This window comes from Collimonas arenae (genome assembly GCF_001584165.1).
Lineage (GTDB): Bacteria > Pseudomonadota > Gammaproteobacteria > Burkholderiales > Burkholderiaceae_D > Collimonas > Collimonas arenae.
This window is the reverse complement of the sequence record NZ_CP013233.1, coordinates 3124070-3148327: the sequence shown is the minus strand read 5'-3', so window position 1 is coordinate 3148327 and position 24258 is coordinate 3124070. Positions and strand designations below refer to the sequence as shown.

The following is a 24258-nucleotide window of genomic DNA, read 5'->3' as shown; positions in this document are numbered from 1 at the left end:
GATTTTCCGCCACGCTTTTTTTATGTCCGCTGGTGCTGCCCACCGTTGCATATTCGATGGGTTCGGTCTACACGCCGGTCGGTCCGCGCTCGCCGAGGTATAGCAACTGATCGAGCCGGCCACGCAGGCTACGGGCAATTTCTTCACCCTTGGACTTGAGCACGGCTTCCAGGTAGGCCTGACGCAGTTCACGGAAATCCTGGACGCTGCTGGCGCGTTCGACTTTCAGTTGCAGGCCGTAGCCGCGCAGGCCGATCATGCTTTTGATTGTATCGTTGTAAAAATGATAAATCGCTTCGAACTGGGTTTGCCCTGGCGGCAAAATCTGTTCTGCAGAAAGCGCTGTACCCACTGCTGCTGTTTTTGGTGTGCTTGCTGTCGCAGCAGGCGCAGCGGGGGCGTTGTCGTGGTAATGCTGGCTGTTGCTATGGGCGCTGCGGCATGTGTAGCGGGACTGCTGCTGATCTGGATCAGGCCGGCCTGCAGCAGCTCATCCAGATGCTCTTGCCCAAGACCCAGGCCCGCCACCTTCCTCAGCAGTTCATCATCGGCAGTCTTCCCGTCTACCAGCAGCAGCAATGTGCGCAGGCGCGGTCCGACAGTTTGGCCACGGGTGGCGATTTCAGCGCGGCCTTGTTCGGTCTTGTCAAAAATGATCATGATGTCCCTGTGTTCTTATCTTTGCCCTGAAAATGCCGGAGCTTTTCCAATCAGTTGCCCGGCGGCTTTTCAGTTACAGCCTTTTATGACAATTGTTAAATGATAGTACGGGAGTTCATTCCAGCTTGCAATAAGGTAATGTTGACACCTGCTTCCAAAGATGACGGTAAAATTCCGGTCCGAGTCCAAACAGGATAAAGCGCGCCTCAAATATCTTGTCCTGCCTTCTGTCGTATCATTGCGCTCTTAGCGCACCACATTCATTTACCTACAGTAGCCATCACTGTCATGCAAACCCAAGCCATCAAAACCGTTGAATTCGAGCGGCCGCAAATGGACCTAGGCAATAGCTGTACCGCTCATGCCTGGGCTCGCGTCCCTGACGTCCCTTCGCCAGAACAGAAAATCGCGCTTAAAGAGCGCATCAAGCGCTTGTTGAAAGAACAGCAAGCCGTGCTGGTGGCGCACTACTATGTCGATGCCGATCTGCAGGACCTGGCGGAGGAGACCGGCGGTTGCGTTTCCGATTCGCTGGAAATGGCGCGTTTCGGCCGCGACCATCCAGCCAAGACGCTGGTGGTGGCCGGCGTCAAGTTCATGGGCGAGACCTCGAAAATCCTCAGCCCGCACAAACGCGTGCTGATGCCCGATCTTGACGCCACCTGTTCACTTGACCTGGGTTGCCCGGCCGATGAGTTTTCCGCTTTTTGCGATGCCCATCCGGATCGCACCGTAGTGGTGTACGCCAATACCAGCGCTGCAGTCAAAGCGCGTGCCGACTGGATGGTCACTTCCTCAATCGGGCTCGACATCGTCGCCCACCTGCACGCGCAGGGCAAGAAGATCCTGTGGGCGCCGGACAAACACCTCGGCGGCTACATCCAGAAACAGACCGGCGCCGACATGCTGTTGTGGCAAGGCTCTTGCCTGGTGCATGACGAATTCAAGGGCGTTGAACTGGAACTGCTGCGTCAACAGCATCCTAACGCCAAGGTCCTGGTTCATCCGGAGTCGCCGGAAGCAGTGGTGGCGCAAGCCGATGTGGTTGGTTCGACCACGCAACTGATCACTGCGGCGCAAAACCTCGATGCCGACGAATTCATCGTTGCGACCGACAATGGCATTCTGCACAAGATGCGGATGGCGGCGCCCCGCAAGCGTTTCATCGATGCGCCGACTGCCGGCAACAGCGCCACCTGCAAGAGCTGCGCGCATTGCCCGTGGATGGCGATGAACGGCTTGCAGAACCTGGCCGATGTACTGGAATCCGGCAGCAATGAAATCCATGTTGACGCAGAGATTGGCCGCAAGGCTGTCGTCTGTATCGACCGCATGCTCGACTTTGCAGCGCAACGCAAAGCCAATGTGCGCCCGTCCAGCGATCTGGCGCAAGAACAAAAACTGTTTTCAGGAATCGGCCCAGCATGAGTACATCTATCAGCAACTTGGAAAATCGTTTCGCACCTTTTGACGCTGCATTGCAAGCGGCCTTCGACAACAATATCCGCGCTGCATTGGCTGAAGATGTCGGCAGCGGCGACCTGACCGGCAAGCTGGTTCCTGCGCAGGAGCAAGTGCGGGCGAGGGTGATCGTACGTGAACAAGCCGTGCTATGCGGCGCGCCCTGGTTTGAAGCCGTGATGCAGCAACTCGACGCCGGCATCCGCATCGAGTGGCGTTATGCCGAGGGCGACCTGATGAGCGCCGACAGTGAAGTTTGCATCATCGACGGCCCGGCCCGGGCTTTGCTGACCGGCGAGCGCGGCGCTTTGAATTTCCTGCAGCTGTTGTCCGGCGTAGCCAGTGCTACTCGTGTATACGTCAACGCGATTGCCCACACCAAGGCGCATATCCTCGATACGCGCAAGACCTTGCCGGGCTTGCGTCTGGCGCAGAAATACGCGGTGCGCGTCGGCGGCGGCCACAACCAGCGGCTGGCCTTGTACGACGGCATCCTGATCAAGGAAAATCATATCGCCGCCGCAGGCGGCATTTCTGCCGCCATGAAGGCCGCACTCAGCCTCGATGCCGGCGTTACGATCCAGATTGAAGTGGAAAGCCTGGTGCAGCTCGATGAAGCGCTGCGCGCCGGCGCTACGTCGATCCTGCTGGACAACTTCAGCCTCGACTCCATGCGCGACGCAGTCGATCTGAATGCGGGCCGGGCATTGCTGGAAGCTTCCGGCGGCATCAATATGGACACCGTTCGCGCCATTGCCGAAACCGGGGTCGACCGGATTTCGATCGGCAGCTTGACCAAGGATATCCGGGCAACCGATTATTCCTTGCGGATTATCGAGTGAGTTGGGCCGGCTTGACCATCAGCCGATGGTCAAGTTCCTGACGCCCTAGGCGTTGCCGTCCGGCGGCGACGACAATTGAATGAACAGCGCGCTGCCCATGACGAAAGCACTGTCGATCTTGTCCTGATGCGCTGCCATGAATTCGTCACCGGCTCTTTGCGGACCGTCGCCGTATGGCCAGATATAGTCGTCGACGATGATCCAGCCGCCGGCCAGCACCAAGCCGCTCCAGGCGGCGATATCGGCGCTTGCGGCATGATAGCTGTGATTGCCGTCGATATGCAGGATGGCGATCCGGCCGCTGTAATCGGTACAGCCAAAAGTCGCGGTGTTGACGGTGGTATCGGAACGATATCGAGTTGCCGCATCCACCGATGGCAGGCGCAGATAATTGACGTGGTTGGCGTTATACGGAAGAATATTCATCTCGAATACGGCCAGCGCTTCGTCGGCATCGACTTGCGCCGAGACGATATCCACCATGCCTTGTTCATCGTTTTGCACCAGATGCTGATTGGACCACGGATCAACGCACAGCAACTTGCCGATCTGGTACAAGCGCGCGAGCCGTGCCAGGATGAAGGCAGACTTGCCCCACCAGCTGCCGATTTCGACGATGTCGCCGCCCCGGCTGTGGCGGGCAATTTCACACAGGGCGCGCAATTTCTCATGATCGCACATGCCGGGGATGACATCGGCGTGGCGCAATAATGCCGCCAGCTCGATCTTTGTTGCTGCTTGCTTGGCGGGCAAATTGGAAGCTAGAGTCAATGTTGTTTCCAATAACTGTCCTGCTTGTTGGAAGGCGGCGCGGTAGCCGTGCAACTCGGTATCCGAAGGTGACGCGTTCACCAGTGTGACTCCCGGCGCCAATTCTTGCAGCGTTCGATTCAGGAAATCCCAGGCCACAAGGTTAGGTGTATAAATGCCGCCGATATCGAATTGCGCAATTGCCTGCTGCAGTTCAGCGGGAAAATTGGGCTCGGTGATATAGGGCAGGGTTAACCATGCGGGGTACTTGTCTTGCGACGGATCCAGGTTCAGCGAGGAAGCGCCGATCACCGCGCGGCCGTCAGAGAGAGACTTGCGCAGATACTCCAGCGAGCGAGGCATGCCCGCCGGGAAAATCAGAACTGGCTTGGCGGTGGAGCGAGGGGGGATTGTGGTGATTTTCATGAGCGGCCACACACCATGTAAATGCTGGCCGACAGATCAGGATACTGCATGCCGAGAGCATAGCAGCCGTCAAGATAAGCCTGGTCGACGATTTTATGCTCCAGCAACTGGTCGAACTGGAAATTCGCGAATGGTTTAAAAAATACGCCGCCTCGAGCCTGAATGTGCAAGCCGGCCTGCCGGACGTCGCGTTCCAGCGTATCCAAGCTATAGGTACAGCGGTGGCCGTGTGCCAGCTCTCCGGCGGTGACTGCGCTGTTGCTATCGATTAGCCCCATTTTCACAGCGATCTGGCGCGATGCCGCATTGGCGTTGGGAACGACGACAAACAGGCGGCCGTTCGGGCTCAGCCATTGGCGCATGCGCGTCAGCGCGCTCACAGGGTGATCCAGATGCTCCAGCGTGTGCACCAGGAAAATGGCGTCGTAGACCGGTTCCAATTCTGCCGTCTCGATGGTTGAATGGATAAAACGGACCGTCGCTGGCACCTTGCGCTTTGCCACCGCAATCAGGCTATCGACAGCTTCGACCACGCTCAGGTCATCGAAATGTTCGGTGTACAGCTTGGTCGTCTCGCCTTCGAAGCAACCCAGTTCCAGCGCCTTGCCCTTGGTGAAGTAGGGCGAGAGCGTGCGCATCATGTAGCGGCGCACTACATAATCGAAATCGTAGGCGTATAGCCTAGCGTCGTTATCTTGATATTCGTTGCTGTGATCTCTTGAAATGTTTTCCATAATTAACCTTGACCTGGTTTGTACATGCGTTTTTCCGGTGGTTGATACCACTCGTCGTAACTGCTCGGCACGCGCGCGTTGTAGCCCAACAGCTGGCGCATTTTCTCGTTGACGGGAAATGTTTCACCCAACATGCGTGGATAGTCCATTTGCTGCTTGAAGAATGGACGGGTGAATGTCAAGGTGAGTGCCATGCGCGGCAGTGAGGTGAAGTTGGGCGCTGCGGAATGCCACAAATTGGAATCGAACAACAGGATGCTACCGGCCTTGCCGATCGCGCGTACGGCGTTGGCAAACAGATGTTCTTCTTCCGGTCTTTCCTTTTTCAGGTGGCTACCGGGAAGCAGCTTGGTTGCGCCGTTTTCGACGGTAAAGTCGTCCACCATGACCAGCATGTTGAGCATCAGGCGAAAATCACGCGAATAGGTCCTGACGTCGCGATGGAAATTTTGCCCGTGCCTATAGGCGTTTTCTGAACGCGGCATATTATTCAGTGCACCGTATGAGTTGAGTATGTATTCACCGTCGAAATAGGCGCGAATATAGACATCGAGATAGAAATGGGACAGATACTCATCCAGGCCGTCTGCGCCACCGACGATATGATGGGCGGCGCCGTCCATGCCGCTTTCCAAACCGTTTTTTCGTTGCCAATGACGGCAAATATCTTGTTTCCTCGGAATGTCGGCGCGTAGCCGTTTGACCAGATCGGGAGCAACAACTTGATCAAAAATGACAAAGCCGGTTTCTGCGATCTGCCGCTCGAAATCGATGATGCTAAGCTTCATATCGTCCCCAGATCGTGGTATTCGTTCGACAGAATCGCCATCTGGATAAGATCGTCATAGCTGCCGTTTTTGAATATTGCGTCGCGCGACTTGCCTTCTTCGCTGAAGCCGATTTTCTTGTATAGATTGAGCGCCCGGATGTTGTTGGATAAGACACTGAGATAGATACGGTGCAAGTTGAGATCGTCAAATGCATGGGCCAGCAGACGCCGCATCGCCTGTTGGCCGATTCCTTTCCCCTGCGCTTCAGTTTCACCAATCCAGATGGCGCATTCGGCGTTGCGGTGCAGCCAGTCGATATTCAGTAAGTACATCGCGCCAACCAACTGCTGAGTGGTGCTGTCGCAAATTGCCAAACGGACGTTGTTGCTTCTGGATGAAAGATAGTGTTCCATCCATTTTTCGTCGATGGCCATGCCGACGAATCGAAACGCCGAACCCAATTGCGCCACCGTTTCCGGGGTGTTGCGCCAGCGGTTGATCTGTATCAGGTCGGAATGGCCTAGTTCTCTGAAATAGGGTGTCATGTCAATTTTCTCTCAGCTGATCGAGCAAGGTATCAACCACTCTCAGCAGTTCTGTCTGGTCGTAACGCTGATCGCAGGGAAGCGGTAAGCAGTTTGCGAGTAGATCCTGTTCAATCGAACCAGCCACAGTTCTCTCCGCTACTTCCGGCCAGTACGAAGGAACAAAAATTCGCTTGGCGAGCAACGTTTCGCGCACGCCGGTAGCGCTGCAAAGGAGTGGATAACACAATGGACCATCGATATTTTTTGGCTCGATGGGCAGGCGATTGAGGTGTTTCAGACGGCTATGCAGAAATTGGAAATTGCTGTTGCGACGATGTCGCACTGTTTCGCCGTCGATGCTATCGAGCAGGCGGCGCGACAAGGGAGACATGCCGAGCGGCCGGCTATCGCTGAGCGTACGCTCAGCTTGCTGGAATGCGGCGTAACCGGCTTCAGGAACGGAGTGCAGCCGCGCCAGAAGGTGGGCGCAACGTGTCAGTGAATGTGTATCCAACTGCTCAGGTTCTGCCACAGCTAACGACGTTAGCAATAATCCGCCATCCGGCATGCCAAAAAATTTTCGCGGTGAATAGATCGTCGCCAAGCCGTTCCCTGGTGGTGAGAAATAAGCCTGGGAGTGATCGAATATCAGTTGCGAAGGATCGAAGCGGCTTGCAAGTAGCTGTTGCTGCTGCCCGCAGATGCCGAAATAGTTGACGTGCAACAGCCAGTCATTGTCAGCAATGTTGACCGAAGCGGCGACGCCCATTTGCGGATCCAGATCATAGAAACAGCATTCGATGTCCAACGTGAACAGTACTTCCGGAATCGCATTGCAAATGTATTTCGGCAACCAGACGCGCTTGGGTCTTCCCGCCAGCAGCAGCGCATGAAGTGCTGCGCGGGCCGACTGAAATTTAATCGCATCGCGATGTAATTGATGAACCGCTTGCGGCAGCTCAAGTTCGAGATAGCCGCCTATGGCATCTTGGTTTGTATTAAGCATGGCAGGCAACCTGAGAGGTGTTGGACGGCTCGCGACTGATCAGATGATAGGCATCAAGATGCGTTTTGATGGCATCTGGGCCAAGTGCCATCAAGGCGTCGACAATGGACAAGTAAGGCAAGAATTCTGGCGAAGCCTGCCGGTACGGTAGCGCTTGCATGATGATGAAGTGCAGATCGATGCCTTGCTTGAGAAACATTGCGGTATCGTATAGATTCTGGCCGCCCTGTGGATTGATGTAGATGCTTGTTTTCTCGCGGCGGCAGATATCGATAACGCGCGCCTGGCCTTCATGATTGGCTTTTTGATGATCCCTGCTGGCGACGATGAATTGCGTTGTGATGCCCATGAAAGCAGAAAGGGCTTGCAGTTGATGCGTCAGGAATTCGGCAAGATTATCTGTTTGATTGCCGATGATCTCTGCCAGAACAGGAAAGACTTCATCGAAACAGGTGGCTCGCCGATAGGTAAGTTCCAATGTCTTGAGCAGCTTGCTTCGCCATATTCCGGATTGTTGAAGGTTGATGTCGCATATGCGTCGATGGGACGATGCCTGCTCCAGCGGTAGCGTCAAATAGGCTGGCGCACCGTTGATCAGGATGCGATTGCGATTGATCCAGCCGCTCTTGATGTAGTTCACGTCGTCGTAGATCACGAAGCGATCGACTGCCCGTATCAGCTGCCAATAGCCGATATACGGGAAAAAATAGGGTTGCATGATCGCCAGGCTACGCATCAGCCACGCTCGTCAGCGATCAGTTCAACGATGAAGTCGACATGCTCTTCGGCCAATCCCGGATAGATAGGCAGGCAGATGACCTGGCCCGATATTTTTCGTGCGACCGGTAAATTTTCGTGCGCTGCGGAAGGTAGCCCGCGGTACATCGGAAAATCGGTAATCAGCGGATAGAAATAGCGACGCGCATAGACGTCGTGGTTTTTCAGTTTGAGATACAGGGCATCGCGGCTCAGCGGAAAATCATTCTGTACGAAGATCGGGAAATAAGCGTGATTTGGCTGCAGGTTTTCCATCAGCGGCAGGCAAGAAATACCAGGCACACGCGCCAGGCCGTCCCGGTAACGGAGGTCGATTGCTCGACGCTGCTGCAGGGCGAGGTCGATGCCTTGCAATTGCAGCATGCCGAATGCCGCGTTGATTTCACTCATCTTGCCGTTGATACCTGGTGCTACCACGGTGACTTCATCGACAAAGCCGAAATTTTTCAAATGATCGACGCGCTGTTTGGTTTTGGCGTCCTGTGAAACGATGGCGCCGCCTTCGAAGGTATTGAATACCTTGGTGGCATGGAAACTCAACACCGATAGATCGCCATGGTTGAGCGTGCTTTGATCGCCAGATTTCACGCCAAAGGCATGGGCAGCGTCGTAGATCACTTTCAAGCCATAGATGTCTGCGATGTTTTGTATACGCTCGACGTCACAGGGATTGCCGTAGCAATGTACTGGCATGATTGCAGTTGTTTGCGGAGTAATCGCGGCTTCGATTTTTGCCGGGTCCAGATTCAGCGTCACCGGATCGATATCGACAAAGACCGGCTTGATGCCGTTCCAAAGCAGCGAGTGCGCGGTTGCCACGAATGAATAGGGAGTGGTAATGACTTCTCCGGTGATGCGCAGTACTTGCAAGGCAGTGATCAGGGCCAGTGTGCCATTGGTGAACAGCGAAATATGCTTGATGCCAAGGTATTCACATAGGGCTTGTTCCAGCTGCTTGTGGAATGGGCCGCCGTTGGTCAGGATCTTGTTGCCCCATATCCGTTCCAGATAGGGCATGAACTCTGCCAAAGGCGGTAGCAGCGGCTGCGTCACATATATCTGTGGCGGCTTTGTGAGGCTGTTCATGGGTTGCCCCCGGTTGGACGACGGTTGTCTGGCGGGATTGATGGAATCACGGTAGCTGCCTCATCCTTGCACCAGCGCTGCCACATGGTGCGCAAAGCAGCAGCCAGACCATTGGCGACGGTTGCTGGTTGACTGTATGGTGAACTGATGAAGCGTTCACGCAAACTGCTGCGGATCTCGGCCAGTGCTGCCGGGTTGCCGGCCCACGTCAAGCCGTTGCGTACGAATTCCTCTGCACTTTGTGCGATGAATTGATCCAGTCCAACCTGCGCCAGGATGCCTGCGCCAGACCGTCCTGCTACGGTGTTACCGGCCAGCGTCAAGGTTGGTACACCCATCCATAATGCGTGCAGGGTAGTGGTGCCGCCGGCATAGGGAAAGGTGTCGAGACAGAAATCGACTTGTTGATGCAGAGTCAGGTAGTCAGCCATACCGGCACGTGGATGGAAATCGAGGCGGTCAACTGCAATCCCTTCAGCCGCGAACCAGGAGATCAATTGCGTGTTATCGCCATCGGTCGGCATGGCGCCGAGCAGCATGCGGGCATTCGGTATGGCGCGTAGCAATTGCGACCAGAGGGCGATGACGCCGGGATTGAGTTTGCTGGGGCGGTTGAAGCTGCCAAAGGTCAGGTAACCGTTGTCGAGTGCGGGCAGGGCATTGACCGGTGGTGCGTCGGGATTGGGCAGAAACGTCGCGCTGGCCGGTAAATAGGCAAGTTTCTCGGTGAATTGATCGTCGAATTGTCCGGGCGGCAGCAGACAGGAATCGCTGAAGAAATAATCCATGGCGCGCAAGCCGGTGCTGCCCGGATAGCCGATCCAGCTGGCCTGCACAGGTGCGGGTTTGCGAGCGAATGTCAGCAGGCGGTTGGAGCCGGTATGGCCGGACAGGTCGATCAGGATATCGATGCGATCGGCAATGATTTTTTCTGCGAGTGCGGCATCGCTGAGGTCGGCAATAGCGTGCCAGTGGGCGACGTGGCTTTGCAGGCGCTGGCTGACGGCATCGTGGATGACGTGGTTCGAATAGGCATGGATCGACAATGCGGTGTTCGAAGCCAGCTTGGCCAGTATCGGTTCCAGGAAGAAGGCGACGGCATGGTTGCGCAAGTCACCGGAGACCAGGCCGATTTGCAGGCGGCGTTCTGGCTCGCGCGAATTGGTGTGCGCGGGCCAGTGCGGGCGCAGAGGTGCCTCGAATTGTTCGGCGAAGCGCAGGTGCTCGGCAAACAGTTCTGCCGGAGAGACATCGGCGTTGTTACTGGTGCAGAACAGCAAGTTGCTGTGGGCACAGGCATAGCCAGGTGCAATGTCGAGTGCCTGACGAAAACTCACTTCCGCCTCGTCGAAGCGACCCAGTTCGAACAGAATGCAGCCGACATGGTCATGCACGCCAGCATGATCCGGATGCGTCTGCAGAAAGCGGCTGTACATCTCGGCAGCTTCGCTGAGATGCCCAGTTTCCTTCAAAATATTGGCCAGGTTGTTATAACTATCGGCAAAATCGGGCCGTAGCTGCAGTACGCGGCGATAACAGGCTTGCGCTTCATCCAGTCGGCCTGTTTCATACAAGGTGATACCCAGGCTATTGTGTGCCTCGGCGTAAGTAGGTGAAATTTCTATGGATGAGCGTAGGCTGGCTTCGGCCTCACCATAGCGTTTCAATGCCAACTGCGTAATGCCCAGATTGCGTTGCGATTCAGCATCGCGGGGCAGTAGTTTGACCGCCTTCAGCATCGGCGGTAGCGCTTGTTCAAAGCGGCGCTGCTGCCATAGTGTTAAGCCCAGCAGCTTCCAGCAGGATCCGTCCTGCGGAAATTGCGACGGCAACCAATGAATGATTTTTTCTGCTTCGGCGTGACGCTCTTCAGAAAGCAGGCGCTGGACGTGCTCGATATATTGTTGCGCTGTCGACAACCGCGGTAGTTGTAACGGGGGTATCAATTCTGTCAAGCTATGTGTCGAGATATCGGCGGCTGAAATGCGTTGCTCCAGCTTATCGATTTCTTCGCCCTCCAGTCCATTGTCGCGACCCAGGCGGAAGTACTGTTCAGCTTTTTCAATCTGACCATCCAGGATTAACGCATCGATAAAATTCAACCAGTATTGGCCCTGTACCGGGTCAGCCTCCAAGGCCGCCTGGAAGTGCCGAAGTGCATGAGCAATGTCGCCACTTTGGGCGACCAGTAATCCCAGCAGATGATTGGTTTTTGCATGAGCGGGTTGCGATTCCAGTATGGCGCGGCAAACCATTTCAGCTTCCTGCGCATGCCCCGCCTGATGCAGTTGCATCGCTTGTTGCAAAACAGTTTCCAGTGTGTTTTGCAGTTCTTGTTCGATATTCGGGGAATGTGATGTTTCGGCGTGAAAGCTTTCGGCCGGTTGCCCGTTACACCAGCGCCGCCACATGGTGCGCAAAGCAGCAGCCAGACCATTGGCGACGGTTGCTGGTTGACTGTATGGTGAACTGATGAAGCGTTCACGCAAACTGCTGCGGATCTCGGCCAGTGCTGCCGGGTTGCCGGCCCACGTCAAGCCGTTGCGTACGAATTCCTCTGCACTTTGTGCGATGAATTGATCCAGTCCAACCTGCGCCAGGATGCCTGCGCCAGACCGTCCTGCTACGGTGTTACCGGCCAGCGTCAAGGTTGGTACACCCATCCATAATGCGTGCAGGGTAGTGGTGCCGCCGGCATAGGGAAAGGTATCGAGACAGAAATCGACTTGTTGATGCAGAGCCAGGTAGTCAGCCATACCGGCACGTGGATGGAAATCGAGGCGGTCAACTGCAATCCCTTCAGCCGCGAACCAGGAGATCAATTGCGTGTTATCGCCATCGGTCGGCATGGCGCCGAGCAGCATGCGGGCATTCGGTATGGCGCGTAGCAATTGCGACCAGAGGGCGATGACGCCGGGATTGAGTTTGCTGGGGCGGTTGAAGCTGCCAAAGGTCAGGTAACCGTTGCCGAGTGCGGGCAGGGCATTGACCGGTGGTGCGTCGGGATTGGGCAGAAACGTCGCGCTGGCCGGTAAATAGGCAAGTTTCTCGGTGAATTGATCGTCGAATTGTCCGGGCGGCAGCAGACAGGAATCGCTGAAGAAATAATCCATGGCACGCAAGCCGGTGCTGCCCGGATAGCCGATCCAGCTGGCCTGCACGGGTGCGGGCTTGCGAGCGAATGTCAGCAGGCGGTTGGAGCCGGTATGGCCGGACAGGTCGATCAGGATATCGATGCGATCGGCAATGATTTTTTCTGCGAGTGCGGCATCGCTGAGGTCGGCAATAGCGTGCCAGTGTGCGACGTGGCTTTGCAGGCGCTGGCTGACGGCATCGTGGATGACGTGGTTCGAATAGGCATGGATCGACAATGCGGTGTTCGAAGCCAGCTTGGCCAGTATCGGTTCCAGGAAGAAGGCGACGGCATGGTTGCGCAAGTCGCCGGAGACCAGGCCGATTTGCAGGCGGCGTTCTGGCTCGCGCGAATTGGTGTGCGCGGGCCAGTGCGGGCGCAGAGGTGCCTCGAATTGTTCGGCGAAGCGCAGGTGTTCGGTAAACAATTCTGCCGGAGAGACATCGGCGTTGTTGCTGGCGCAGAACAGCAGGTTGCTGTGGGCAGATGCCATGGCCGGTGCAATCTGCAGCGCCTGGCGAAAGCTCGCCTGCGACGCCGAAAATTTTCCCAGTTCCAGCAACGCACTGCCAAGATTGTCGTATACCTGCGCAACGTTAGGTCGTAGTTCCAGCGAACGCAGATAGCTCGCTTCGGCTTCTGTCAAGCAGCCTTTGACACGTAGTGTATTGCCCAGGTTGTTGTAAATGTCGCCTAGTGAGCCGGCTGGAATTGCCAGCACCGTATGACACTTCAGCGCACTGCGATAGATCGCTTCCGCTTCGTCCGGCCTTCCGCTTTGCTGCAAGACGCTGCCCAGACTCATGTGGATTTCAGCGGAGTTGGGCGCCAGTCTGAGGGCTTCACGCAGGCACGTTTCCGCCTCGGGGTAGCGACGCAATTCCAGGAGCGCGACGCCGAGGTTTTTATGCGCTTCGGCATCTGTTGGCATCAACCTGAGCGCTTCCTGCATCGGCAGCAATGCATCGGCCGGCCGCTGCTGATTCCATAGTGCTACCCCAAGCAATTTCCAGCAGAATCCATTGCGCGGAAAATGTACAAGCAGCGAGCGGATGGCCGATTCTGCTTCATCGAGGCGCTGGCGGCCAAGCAGCAATTGAACTTTGTCGATTTGCTTGGCGGACGGCCCGGCGCCGACGGCGATGGGCCTCTGCTTGCGTTGAGAGGCATCAGCTAAATGCTGTGGCGCGGAAGACGCAGTCATATTGTCCAGGTAGTTCCAAATGAGGGTTGATGTGCCGGCAAGAAGCTGAGCCCTTGCTGATGGCGAAAAGCAAAAAACCATGGGATTTCCCCATGGTTTTGAATGCTCTCATTGGCAACCGCTATTCAATCGCGTGAAGATACGCGATAAGAACGCTTACTTTGAGCAATGGGATGGAATGACTTGTGCTGACGATTGAGTGGCGGCAGAGGATGCTTGCGAGGCGGGAGACACGCCGGGGACGGCGCTCCGGCGTGGTGTGATAGGTGGATTGAATTACCGGCGTTGCGGGGTCAATACGGTCGGCAGTGCCTTTGCCAGGGTTTCAGGATAGTCTTGGCTGTAATGCAAACCGCGGCTTTCATGGCGCGACAGCGCACTTTCGACGATCAGCGACGCCACCTGCACCAGGTTGCGCAACTCCAGCAGATCGCGGCTTATGCGGAAGTGGGCGTAGTACTCGTCGATCTCTTCCTTGAGCAGACGGATGCGATGCTGTGCACGTTCCAGGCGCTTGTTGGTGCGGACGATGCCAACGTAGTTCCACATGAAGCGGCGCAGCTCATCCCAGTTGTGGGAAATCACCACTTCCTCGTCGGCGTCGGTCACCCGGCTTTCATCCCAGGCTGGCAGCGGCACGGCTTTCGGCTTTTCCTGCTGTTCGATGTACTTGGCGGCGGCGCGGCCGACCACTACGCATTCCAGCAGCGAATTGCTGGCCAGGCGGTTGGCGCCGTGCAGGCCAGTGTAAGCGGTCTCGCCGACCGCATACAAGCCCGGCAGGTCGGTACGGCCGTTGAGGTCAGTGACGATGCCGCCGCAGGTGAAGTGGACCGCGGGCACCACCGGAATTGCCTGCTTGGTGATATCGATGCCGAGTTCCAGGCAGCGTGCGTAGATGGTCGGGAAATGTTCTTTGAGGAATTCCGGCGATTTGTGGGTGATGTCGAGGTCGACATGATCCAGGCCGCGCTTCTTCATCTCGAAGTCGATGGCTCGGGCGACCACGTCGCGCGGCGCCAGTTCGGCGCGCTCATCGTGGGCTGGCATGAAACGCTGGCCGGCGTCGGCGCCTTCGGTATCCGGCAACTTGAGCACGCCGCCTTCGCCACGGATGGCTTCGGTAATCAGGAAGGATTTGGCATACGGGTGATACAGGCAGGTCGGATGGAACTGGATGAATTCCATGTTGGCGATGCGGCAGCCGGCGCGCCAGGCCATGGCGATGCCGTCGCCGGTAGCACTGTCCGGGTTGGTGGTGTACAGATAGACCTTGCCGGCACCGCCGGTGGCGAGCACCGTATGATCGGCCGCCAGGGTCAGCACCTTGCCGGTCTTGACGTTCTTGGCGTACAGGCCAAGGCAACGCGGTTCGGTATCGCCGGTGGCGACCTTTTTCGACGTAATCAGGTCGATGGCGTAATGATCTTCGAGCAGCGTGATGTTCGGATGGGCGCGTACCTTCTGTTCCAGCGTGACCTGCACCGCATGACCGGTAGCATCGGCAGCGTGGATGATGCGGCGCTGGCTGTGGCCGCCCTCGCGGGTCAGGTGGAAACCCAGTTCGGCGCTGGCGTCGGGTGTAAACGGCACGCCTTGTTCGATTAGCCATTCGATCGCGGCGCGGCCGTTTTCGACGATGAAGCGGGTCGCGCTTTCGTCACACAGGCCGGCGCCGGCAATGAGCGTGTCGTCAATGTGCTGCTGGTGGCTGTCGCCCGAATCCAGCACGGCGGCAATCCCTCCTTGGGCCCAGTTGCTGGCGCCGTCGAGCAGCGCGCGTTTGGAAATCACCGCGACCTTGTTGTTTTCCGCAAGGTGCAGTGCGACTGAAAGGCCGGCTAGCCCGCTACCGATAATGGCGACATCGAATTTCATGGCAAGTTGTTGGTTGTTTTTCTATTGGGATCGCCCCGCTCGGGGCGATGTCTCTTTCATTTGCTGCAAATGCTTCTGTCTTGGTGATTAGCCGACCACCACCGGTTTGACCTTGGCGGCAGCCTGTTTCGCCCGCGTGCGTGCAGTCTCGACGTCATCCGCGGTGGCCAACGCAACGCCCATGCGTCGGCGTGCGAACGATTCCGGCTTGCCGAACAGGCGGATATCGACGCCCGGCCCGCGCATGGCATCCGCCACGCCCTCAAACGCAATCCCTTTGGCATCGTGCTGACCGTAGATCACCGCCGACGCTGCCGGGCTACGCAAAGCGACGTTGACCGGCAAGCCGAGGATCGCCTTGGCATGCAGTTCGAACTCACTTTGCTGCTGGCTGGCCATGGTCACCATGCCGGTGTCGTGTGGACGTGGGCTGACTTCGGAGAACCAGACCATGTCGTTCTTGACGAATAATTCAACCCCAAACAAGCCCAGGCCACCCAGGTTGTCGGTCACTTTCTTGGCGATATCGCGCGCTTTCAACAGCGCGTCGGGATGCATCGGATGCGGCTGCCAGGATTCGACATAGTCGCCCTGCACCTGGACGTGGCCGATCGGCTCGCAGAAATGGGTGGCGATGCTGCCGTCCTGTTCCAGCGCGCGTACGGTCAACAAGGTGATTTCATAATCGAAATCAATGAAGCCTTCAACAATGACCCGGCCCGAATCGACCCGGCCGCCGGCAGCGGCATAGGCCCAGGCGGCTTCCACTTCGTCGGCGCCGTCAATCTTCGACTGGCCCTTGCCGGATGAAGACATGACCGGCTTGATGACGCAGGGAAAGCCGATTTCGGCGCAAGCTGCTTTCAGTTCTGCCAGGTTATTGGCAAAACGGTAAGGCGAGGTCGCCAAGGCCAGCGTCTCGCCAGCGAGGCGGCGGATCCCTTCGCGATTCATGGTCAGCCACGCGGCGCGAGCGGTCGGAATCACGGTGACTTTGCCGGCAGCCTCCAGAGCGACCAGGGTTTCGGTGGCAATGGCTTCGATTTCCGGCACGATCAGGTCCGGTTTCTCTTGCGCAATCAATGCCTCCAGCGCGGCGCCATCGGCCATGTTGATGACGTGCGAACGATGTGCAACCTGATGGCCCGGGGCATTCGGATAACGGTCGACGGCAATCACTTCGACACCAAGCCGTTGCAGCGAAATAATGACTTCCTTGCCGAGTTCGCCGGAACCCAGCAGCATGACTTTGGTGGCGGAAGGAGAGAGCGGGGTACCGAGTCTGATTGGTGTCTTCATAGTGGAAAGGGGCTGCGACGATGGATGCATCGCAATAATCGTTGATAGATGAGAAGGATGATGGCAGCGGCAGTACGTAATGGTTGATGTTGTTTTGTTAATTTCAATTGGCCATGGAACTCGCCACCGGTATTCGCGGCCAGGGGGCTGACAATACCAAATAATGCGGGTCATGGACAGGGGCCGCGAAAAACCTGCTACACGCCACAATGTCGACGCTACGATGCGTGCCGTATTTTCGTACGGTTACGCCTCTTCTGCCGGCCATGCAAGGTCCGCTACGGTCTGTCGGATCCTCTTTACCGCCGGACAATGAAAAAAGCCGCCAGAACCATCTGGCGGCTTGTCTTGCAGCTCAGGCACAGCCGTAAGCATATGCCATTTATTTCATTAGCGCTCGGCCTGGTAAATATCGTAGTCCTTGGTTTCCTTGACGAACAGCATGCCGATCACGAAAGTGGCGGCAGCGATCACGATCGGATACCACAGGCCGTAGTAAATATCGCCCTTGAACGCCACCAGCGCAAACGCCGTGGTTGGCAGCAAACCGCCGAACCAGCCGTTACCGATGTGGTAAGGCATCGACATCGAAGTGTAGCGGATGCGGGTCGGGAACATTTCCACCAGCATCGCCGCAATCGGACCGTACACCATGGTCACGTAGATCACCAGGATGAACAACAGCAGCAATACCATCGGCTTGTTCATCTGATCTGGATCGGCCTTGGTCGGATAGCCTGCACCCTTGATGTCGGCCGACAGTTCAGCCGAGAAGGCCTTGTCCTTGGCCGCAGCGTCTTCCTTCGACAGACCGCTGGCATCGTACGATGTCAGAATCTTGTCGCCGATCTTGATGGTGGCGGCTGAACCTGGCGCACCAGCCACATTCTCATAATTCACCGAAGCAGCCGACAGCTTGGCCTTGGCGATATCGCAGGATGACGTGAATTTCTTGGTGCCGGTCGGGTTGAACTGGAACTGGCAGGTAGCCGGATCGGCAGTCACGATCACCGGAGCGTTTTTCAGTGCGGCTTCCAGCGCCGGATTGGCGTAGTGGGTCAGGCCGGAAAAGATCGGGAAGTAGGTCAGCGCTGCAATCAGGCAGCCGGCCATGATGATTGGCTTACGGCCGATCTTGTCCGACAGCGAGCCGAAGATCACGAAAAACGGTGTCCCCAGCAGCAGGGCCAGCGCGATCAGGATGTTGGCGGTCGACATGTCGACCTTGAGCGACTGGGTCAGGAAGAACAGCGCGTAGAACTGGCCTGTGTACCAAACCACAGCCTGGCCGGCGGTCAGGCCGATCAGGGCCAGGATCACCAGTTTCAGGTTTTTCCATTGGCCAAAGGCTTCGGTCAGCGGCGCTTTGGAGGTCTTGCCTTCTGCTTTCATCTTGGCGAACGCAGGCGATTCATTCATCGACAGACGGATCCAGACCGACACCGCCAGCAAGATCACCGAAACCAGGAACGGAATGCGCCAACCCCACGACGAAAACGCTTCTTCGCCAACTGCGCTGCGCACTCCCAGGATCACCAGCAGCGACAGGAACAGGCCCATTGTTGCAGTGGTCTGGATCCAGGAAGTGAACGCGCCGCGCTTGTCATCCGGAGCATGCTCGGCCACATAAGTGGCAGCGCCGCCATACTCACCGCCCAGGGCCAGGCCCTGCAAGATGCGCAGGGTAATCAGGATGATTGGCGCGGCAATGCCGATGCTTGCATAGTTCGGCAGGATGCCGACGATGAAGGTCGATGCCCCATGATCAGGATCGTCACCAGGAACGTGAATTTGCGGCCGATCATGTCGCCCAGGCGGCCGAACACCAGTGCGCCGAACGGCCGCACGATAAAGCCCGCCGCAAATGCCAGCAGGGCAAAGATGAAGCCGGTATTCGGATCGGTGCCGGAAAAGAACTGCTTGGCGATAATTGCCGCCAGCGAACCGTACAGGTAGAAGTCGTACCATTCGAAAACGGTGCCGAGGGATGACGCAAAAATGACTTTGCGTTCCTCTGGAGTAATGCCGCGTGCGGCCGGTTTAAGCCCACCTGCGGTCGGTTGTAATGTGGCCATGCCTGTCTCCTAGATTATTTATATTTGTATTGCCAGAACCCATTTAATCAATGCTCGTAGGTGCAAATCCGGATATTGATGAAATGGGTTCTACTGGAGTGTGCAATTGAAACCTTACGCAGGACTTGCTTGAAACTTACGGGAAACTTACATAAAGATCGGCTCAGCGCCTCACTCCCAGGCTGTAGACGGTGGTTTGTCGATAGACCTGGCCCGGCCGCAGTATGACTGCTTCGGCGTCGGGGCCGTTGACCTGGTTGGGGTAGGCCTGCGCTTCGAGGCAGAAGCCGTCGTGGGTGGCATACGGTGTGGCGCCGCGCCCCTGTACGCCGCCCAGGAAATTCCCGCTATAGAACTGCAAGCCGGTTTCGGTCGTGGCGAGCGACAGCTCGCGTCCCGAGCCAGGGTCATAGACATTGGCCACTGTGCGCAAGTTGCCACGCTGTTTGTCGTCGTCCCAATCCAGGCAATAACAATGATCGAAGCCGCCGGCCAGCGCAATTTGTGCGTCCGGCCAGGACAGTCGCGGGCCGATCGGGGCCGGTTGGCGGAAATCGAAGGCAGTGCCGGCGACTTCGGCTGCTTCCACCGGAATCAGTTGCTTGTCTATCTTCAGGAAATGATCGGCATCGATCGTTAGCAGATGATCGCCTATGCCGCTGCTGCCGCCATTCAAATTGAAATAGCCATGAGAAGTCAGGTTGACCGGCGTCGGTGCATCCGTGATGGCCTGGTAGTCGATCGACAGGCTTCCCTGATCGTCCAGCCGGTACAGAACTGTAACCTGCAGGTTGCCGGGAAATCCGGCTTCGCCTTCGGGCGACATCAGCGTCAGGCGCAAACCGTCTTCTTCCGGACGGGCCTGCCAGCGCGCCAGGTGGAAGCCGCTGTCACCGCCGTGCAGGTGGTTGCCGGCTTCATTGCGGTCAACCAGGTAATCGGCGCCATCGACCGCGAAGCGGCCGCCGGCAATGCGGTTGGCCCAGCGCCCGACCAGTGCGCCGAAGTACTCCTTGTTGCCGACGTAGGCTTGGGCGTCGGGATACCCGAGCAGGATATCGGCCATGCGGCCGTAGCGATCAGGAGCGAACCACGAGATCAGCGTCGCTCCGCGATTGCTGATGGTAATACGCATGTCTTGCGCATTTTGCAGCGTGTACAAAGTATCGCCGTTGTCGGTGTCGCTGCTGGTAATGGGAAATTGGATCATGGCTGGAAAGATGAGGTGGTGGCCGATTGGTTGATCATGATTGCAGCTGCTTGACGGCCTGTAATGAAGCCTGTGCAGCGCGCTCCTGGTATTCGCGGGGGGTGCAGCCGAGTTCGCGCTTGAATACCGCGTGCATGTACTGCACAGAGGTGAAGCCGCAACTGACGGCGATCTCGGCAATGCTGCGGGTTTCGTGCTCGAGGATGGTCTTCGCCGCGTCAAGTTTGAAGCGCAGGATTTCATCGTGTACGCTGCGCCCGAGTTCGCGTCGGAAATACGATTCGAGCGATGAGCGCGAGACGCCGACATAGTCGGCTACCTGCTCGGTCTTGATTCCCTGGCAGGCGTATTGGCGGATGAAATGCAGAGCTTGCATCACGTGCGGATGGCTGAGCGGTTCATGCTGGCTTGAGGCGAGCACATTGATGCCGATCGGAGGCACCAGGATGCAGCTGCCGCCGAGCTGCACGCCATGCAGCATCTGATGCAGCAAGTGGGCAGCGGTGCGTCCCATTTCTTCGGTGCCCTGGATTACTGAACTGAGCGGCACCCGCGTCAGCGTGCGCGCCAGCGGATCGTTGTCGATGCCGATCAGCGCTACTTGCTCCGGCACCGCGATGCCGGCGCTCAGACAAGCCTGCAGCAATTGCCGCGCGCGCGCGTCGCTGACGGCAATAATGCCGATTGGCTTGGGTAGGCTGTGCAGCCACGCGATCTGCTGTTCCACTGCGGTATCCCAGGCCGGTGCGCTGGTGCTGACGCCGCGATAAATTTCAGCCGCCATGCCATCTCTTTGCATCAGCCGCTGAAAGGCTCTTTCGCGTTCCTGCGCCCAGCGGTTGACTGGCGCCTCCGGCAGGCTAAAACAGGCAAAGCGCGTCAGTCCTGCTTCGATCAGATGATCGTAGGCCAGTTTGATCAGCTTGAAATTGTCGGTTGCGACATACGGAATATGCTGCGGATAGTCGGCCTCGTCCTGATACGAACCGCCCACTGCAACCACTGGCAGGCGACTGCCCGAGAGCGCCTCGCAGACTGCCGGATCATCGAAGTCGGCGATGATCCCATCCCCATGCCAGCGTTCGATGCCCGGCAGGCGGCAGCGGAAATCCTCTTCCAGGAACAGGTCCCAGGACGCCCGGGTGCTACTCAGGTAATTGCCGATGCCCGTGATGATGCCGCGATCGTAGATCTTGTTGGCGTTGAACAGCAACGCAATACGATGCGTGGTCGGCAGTTTTTTCATCGGCGTCTCCTGATGGCATGCACGAGGATTCTCTTGTTTTTTCGTTATTTTCGCTGTGGCGCAATTCTATTGCCGTATTAGCGAAATCCGGTCAGCAGATTGTACCCAGCATGCGCCCCGGCGTCAGGCCAAATCGTCTTATGTGCGGTTGCAATAGAAAGAATCGCTATCGGCGTTGGTGGATTTCGTAATTGTTCGGCGAGGGCACTGGTTGCTAGTATTCAGCCACGCTTATTCAGCCATGTCACTCATATCTTTAACCCCTTGCAGCGATATTGCCGAGCCAGGCAAGTCCAACCGAATCAACACAGGAGACCAGCATGTCCTATTTCCCGAATGTCGAACCGATACGTTTTGAAGGCCCTGAAAGCGCATCGCCTCTGGCATTCCGCCATTACGATGCCGATAAAATCATCCTCGGCAAGCCGATGCGCGAGCACTTGCGGATGGGGGCCTGCTACTGGCACACCTTTGTCTGGCCTGGCTCCGACGTGTTTGGCGCCGGTACCTTCAAACGTCCCTGGCATGCAAGCGGAGAGCCGCTGGCGATGGCGCACAAGAAAGCCGATGCTGCCTTTGAATTTTTCTCAAAACTGGGCATCGACTATTACACCTTCCACGATACCGATGTCGCGCCGGAAGGCGCCAGCCTGGCCGAATACCGCAACAACTTTGCCGAGATGATCGATGTGCTCGAACGCAAGCAGGAGCAGACGGGTGTGCGCTTGTTGTGGGGGACCGCAAACTGCTTCAGCAATCCGCGCTATGCCGCCGGCGCCGCCAGCAACCCGAATCCTGAATTGTTTGCCTATGCCGCAGCGCAGGTGTTCAGCGCGATGAATGCGACGCATCGCTTGGGCGGCGCCAATTATGTATTGTGGGGCGGCCGCGAAGGTTACGAGACTTTGCTAAACACCGATCTCAAGCGCGAGCGCGAACAACTGGCGCGCTTCATGCGCATGGTGGTCGATCATAAATACAAGATCGGCTTCAAGGGCACGATCCTGATAGAGCCGAAGCCGCAGGAGCCGACCAAGCATCAATACGATTATGACAGCGCCACAGTCTACGGCTTTCTCAAGCAATACGGCCTGGAGCAAGAGATCAAGGTGAATATTGAAGCCAATCATGCAACCCTGGCTGGCCACAGCTTCCAGCATGAAATCGCTACGGCGGCATCGCTCGGCATCCTTGGCAGCATTGACGCCAATCGCGGCGACCCGCAAAACGGCTGGGACACCGATCAGTTCCCGAACAGCATTGAAGAGATGACGCTGGCCACCTATGAAATCCTCAAGGCTGGCGGCTTCACCACCGGTGGCTATAACTTCGACTCTAAGGTGCGCCGCCAAAGTATGGACGAGATCGACCTGTTTCATGGCCATGTGGGCGCAATGGATGTGCTTGCGCTATCGCTGGAGCGTGCCGCCGGCATGATTGAAAATGATTTTCTGGCGAAGTTCAAGACCGAACGTTATGCCGGTTGGGACGGCCAGTTCGGCCGCGATGTCCTGGCTGGTAACTTCAGTCTGGCCGATGTCGCCGAGTATGCATTCAGCAAGCAGTTGAATCCGCAAGCTGTCAGCGGCCGCCAGGAGATGCTGGAAAACCTGGTCAATCGCGCCATCTACAAATGACTCGGGCGCACCCATGTTCATAGGAATAGATCTCGGCACTTCCGGCCTCAAGGCGATCTTGCTGGATCGCCAGGACCAGGTTCGCGCCAGCGTCACCATGCCGCTTGCGGTCACGCAGCCGCAAGCCATGTGGCGCGAGCAGGATCCGGCCGACTGGTGGGCGGCCTGCGAGAAGGCGTTGGAAGCTTTGCTGGCGGCAGCCGCCAAAGAGGGCATTCGCACTGACGACATCGAAGCAATCGGCCTGACCGGGCAAATGCATGGCGCTACCGTATTGGATAAAGATGGTGAAGTGCTGCGCCCGGCCATTTTGTGGAATGACGGCCGCAGCTTTGCCGAATGCGCCGAACTGGAAAAACGTGTGCCGGCATCGCGTCGTATCACCGGCAACCTGATGATGCCGGGCTTTACCGCACCCAAGCTGTTGTGGCTGGCGCGCCATGAAGCGCAAGTATTTGAGCGCATCGCCATGGTGCTGCTGCCCAAGGATTGGCTGCGCTACCGGTTGACCGGTCGCTACGCCAGCGACATGTCGGACGCCGCCGGCACCATGTGGCTCGATGTCGCCCGTCGCGACTGGAGTGACGAGTTGTTGAATGCCACCGGTTTGCATCGCAGGAAAATGCCGGCGCTTTACGAGGGAACGCAAATCACCGGACATCTGAAACCTGAACTGGCGCAGCGCTGGGGTTTGAAATCGATTCCCGTTGTGGCCGGTGCGGGCGATAACGCAGCCGGTGCAATCGGCGTCGGTGTGGCGCACGCCGGGCAGGCCATGTTGTCGCTTGGGACATCCGGTGTTTTCTTTGCCGCTAGCGACGGCTTTCATGCCAATCCGGAAAAAGCGGTGCACAGCTTCTGCCATGCGCTGCCGGACACCTGGCACCTGATGTCGGTGATGTTGTCGGCGGCATCCTGTCTTGATTTCACGGCGCGCCTGACCGGTTATTCGGATGTGGCGGCATTGCTGGCCGCTGCAGAAGAACGCACCACCAGACAGCTGGATGACGATGCGCCGCTGTTCCTGCCTTACCTGAACGGCGAGCGCACGCCGCACAACGACCCGGCGGCAAAAGGCGTGTTCTTTGGCTTGCAGGCGACAACACTGCCTGCCGACCTGGCCTATGCAACGCTGGAAGGCGTCGGCTTCGGCCTGGCCGACGGTATCGATGCCTTGCAATCGACCGGCTTGGTACCGACCGATGTCACCTTGATCGGTGGCGGTTCGCGCAGTGTTTTCTGGGCGCAAATGCTGGCCGACATCAGTGGCTGTACGCTGACCCGACGCCACGGCGGCGATGTCGGTCCGGCGCTCGGTGCAGCACGACTGGCGCGGCTTGGCGTCGCGGAGGAAAGCGGCGACCAGGCGACGCTGGAACAGATTTGCGCAGTGCCGGAAACGATCGCCGTCTATCAGCCTGACCCGCAACGTCATGCGCGTTATGCGGTGCGTAGAGAAAAATTCAAGCAGGTTTACCAGCAGTTGAAATCCTTGTTTTAAAGCCCGAAGTCAACAGTCCAAACTTAATAACAACGA

Annotated in this window: 18 protein-coding genes and 1 pseudogene; 4 read left to right on the top strand and 15 right to left on the bottom strand. The window is 57.4% G+C overall.

From position 1 onward, the window contains the following. Positions 1-67: 67 nt before the first annotated feature. Positions 68-259, bottom strand: coding sequence for a hypothetical protein (locus CAter10_RS14480; RefSeq protein ID WP_061533956.1), 192 nt, complete (start codon positions 257-259; stop codon positions 68-70). Beyond that, positions 256-660, bottom strand: a complete 405-nt coding sequence (locus CAter10_RS14475; RefSeq protein ID WP_061533955.1) for a hypothetical protein — start codon at positions 658-660, stop codon at positions 256-258. The genes CAter10_RS14480 and CAter10_RS14475 overlap by 4 nt, the downstream gene beginning before the upstream one ends. Before the next feature lie 288 nt (positions 661-948). Here CAter10_RS14475 and nadA point away from each other — a divergent pair, with 288 nt between their 5' ends. Then, positions 949-2088 carry a quinolinate synthase NadA gene (nadA, locus tag CAter10_RS14470; RefSeq protein WP_061533954.1) on the top strand — a complete coding sequence of 380 codons (1140 nt, stop codon included), beginning with the start codon at positions 949-951 and terminating at the stop codon, positions 2086-2088. Then, positions 2085-2963 (top strand): carboxylating nicotinate-nucleotide diphosphorylase, encoded by an 879-nt coding sequence (gene nadC, locus CAter10_RS14465; RefSeq protein WP_061533953.1) that lies wholly within the window; start codon positions 2085-2087, stop codon positions 2961-2963. The genes nadA and nadC overlap by 4 nt, the downstream gene beginning before the upstream one ends. A gap of 45 nt (positions 2964-3008) precedes the next feature. Here the strand turns inward: nadC and CAter10_RS14460 are convergent, their stop codons facing one another. The 13 genes and pseudogenes from CAter10_RS14460 to CAter10_RS14400 all read right to left on the bottom strand — a co-directional run bounded on the left by CAter10_RS14460 (position 3009) and on the right by CAter10_RS14400 (position 21084). After that, the gene (locus tag CAter10_RS14460; protein ID WP_128083089.1) at positions 3009-4139 is read right to left on the bottom strand and encodes a class I SAM-dependent methyltransferase; all 1131 of its coding nucleotides are present in this window, start codon (positions 4137-4139) and stop codon (positions 3009-3011) included. After that, positions 4136-4873 carry a class I SAM-dependent methyltransferase gene (locus CAter10_RS14455; protein ID WP_061533951.1) on the bottom strand — a complete coding sequence of 246 codons (738 nt, stop codon included), beginning with the start codon at positions 4871-4873 and terminating at the stop codon, positions 4136-4138. Before CAter10_RS14455 ends, CAter10_RS14460 begins: the two co-directional genes overlap by 4 nt. A 2-nt stretch (positions 4874-4875) precedes the next feature. Then, the gene (locus CAter10_RS14450) at positions 4876-5661 is read right to left on the bottom strand and encodes a phytanoyl-CoA dioxygenase family protein (protein ID WP_061533950.1); all 786 of its coding nucleotides are present in this window, start codon (positions 5659-5661) and stop codon (positions 4876-4878) included. Then, complete coding sequence (locus tag CAter10_RS14445; RefSeq protein WP_061533949.1) at positions 5658-6188, bottom strand: GNAT family N-acetyltransferase; 531 nt, start codon at positions 6186-6188, stop codon at positions 5658-5660. Before CAter10_RS14445 ends, CAter10_RS14450 begins: the two co-directional genes overlap by 4 nt. A 1-nt stretch (position 6189) precedes the next feature. After that, positions 6190-7176: a hypothetical protein gene (locus tag CAter10_RS14440; RefSeq protein ID WP_061533948.1), complete on the bottom strand. Its 987-nt coding sequence runs from the start codon at positions 7174-7176 to the stop codon at positions 6190-6192. Next, complete coding sequence (locus CAter10_RS14435; protein ID WP_061533947.1) at positions 7169-7912, bottom strand: WbqC family protein; 744 nt, start codon at positions 7910-7912, stop codon at positions 7169-7171. Before CAter10_RS14435 ends, CAter10_RS14440 begins: the two co-directional genes overlap by 8 nt. After that, positions 7912-9039, bottom strand: coding sequence for a dTDP-4-amino-4,6-dideoxy-D-glucose aminotransferase VioA (gene vioA, locus CAter10_RS14430; RefSeq protein ID WP_061533946.1), 1128 nt, complete (start codon positions 9037-9039; stop codon positions 7912-7914). Before vioA ends, CAter10_RS14435 begins: the two co-directional genes overlap by 1 nt. Continuing rightward, entirely contained in the window at positions 9036-13376 is a 4341-nt protein-coding gene (locus CAter10_RS14425; RefSeq protein ID WP_061533945.1) for an O-linked N-acetylglucosamine transferase family protein, read from the bottom strand. Before CAter10_RS14425 ends, vioA begins: the two co-directional genes overlap by 4 nt. A 276-nt stretch (positions 13377-13652) precedes the next feature. Beyond that, the gene (gene nadB, locus CAter10_RS14420; protein ID WP_061533944.1) at positions 13653-15254 is read right to left on the bottom strand and encodes an L-aspartate oxidase; all 1602 of its coding nucleotides are present in this window, start codon (positions 15252-15254) and stop codon (positions 13653-13655) included. A gap of 87 nt (positions 15255-15341) precedes the next feature. Beyond that, positions 15342-16553 carry a formate-dependent phosphoribosylglycinamide formyltransferase gene (gene purT, locus CAter10_RS14415; protein WP_061533943.1) on the bottom strand — a complete coding sequence of 404 codons (1212 nt, stop codon included), beginning with the start codon at positions 16551-16553 and terminating at the stop codon, positions 15342-15344. 390 nt (positions 16554-16943) lie between these two features. Beyond that, positions 16944-18628: pseudogene (locus CAter10_RS14410) on the bottom strand (MFS transporter). Between the two features lie 163 nt (positions 18629-18791). Further along, positions 18792-19838 carry an aldose epimerase family protein gene (locus CAter10_RS14405; RefSeq protein WP_061533942.1) on the bottom strand — a complete coding sequence of 349 codons (1047 nt, stop codon included), beginning with the start codon at positions 19836-19838 and terminating at the stop codon, positions 18792-18794. Between the two features lie 34 nt (positions 19839-19872). Continuing rightward, a complete protein-coding gene (locus CAter10_RS14400; protein ID WP_061533941.1) occupies positions 19873-21084 on the bottom strand; it encodes a XylR family transcriptional regulator in 1212 nt (403 codons plus the stop codon). A gap of 320 nt (positions 21085-21404) precedes the next feature. Between CAter10_RS14400 and xylA the strand changes: the two genes are divergently transcribed. Both xylA and xylB read left to right on the top strand, forming a co-directional pair. After that, positions 21405-22721, top strand: coding sequence for a xylose isomerase (xylA, locus tag CAter10_RS14395; RefSeq protein WP_061533940.1), 1317 nt, complete (start codon positions 21405-21407; stop codon positions 22719-22721). Between the two features lie 13 nt (positions 22722-22734). Further along, complete coding sequence (gene xylB, locus CAter10_RS14390; protein ID WP_061533939.1) at positions 22735-24222, top strand: xylulokinase; 1488 nt, start codon at positions 22735-22737, stop codon at positions 24220-24222. Positions 24223-24258: the final 36 nt, after the last annotated feature.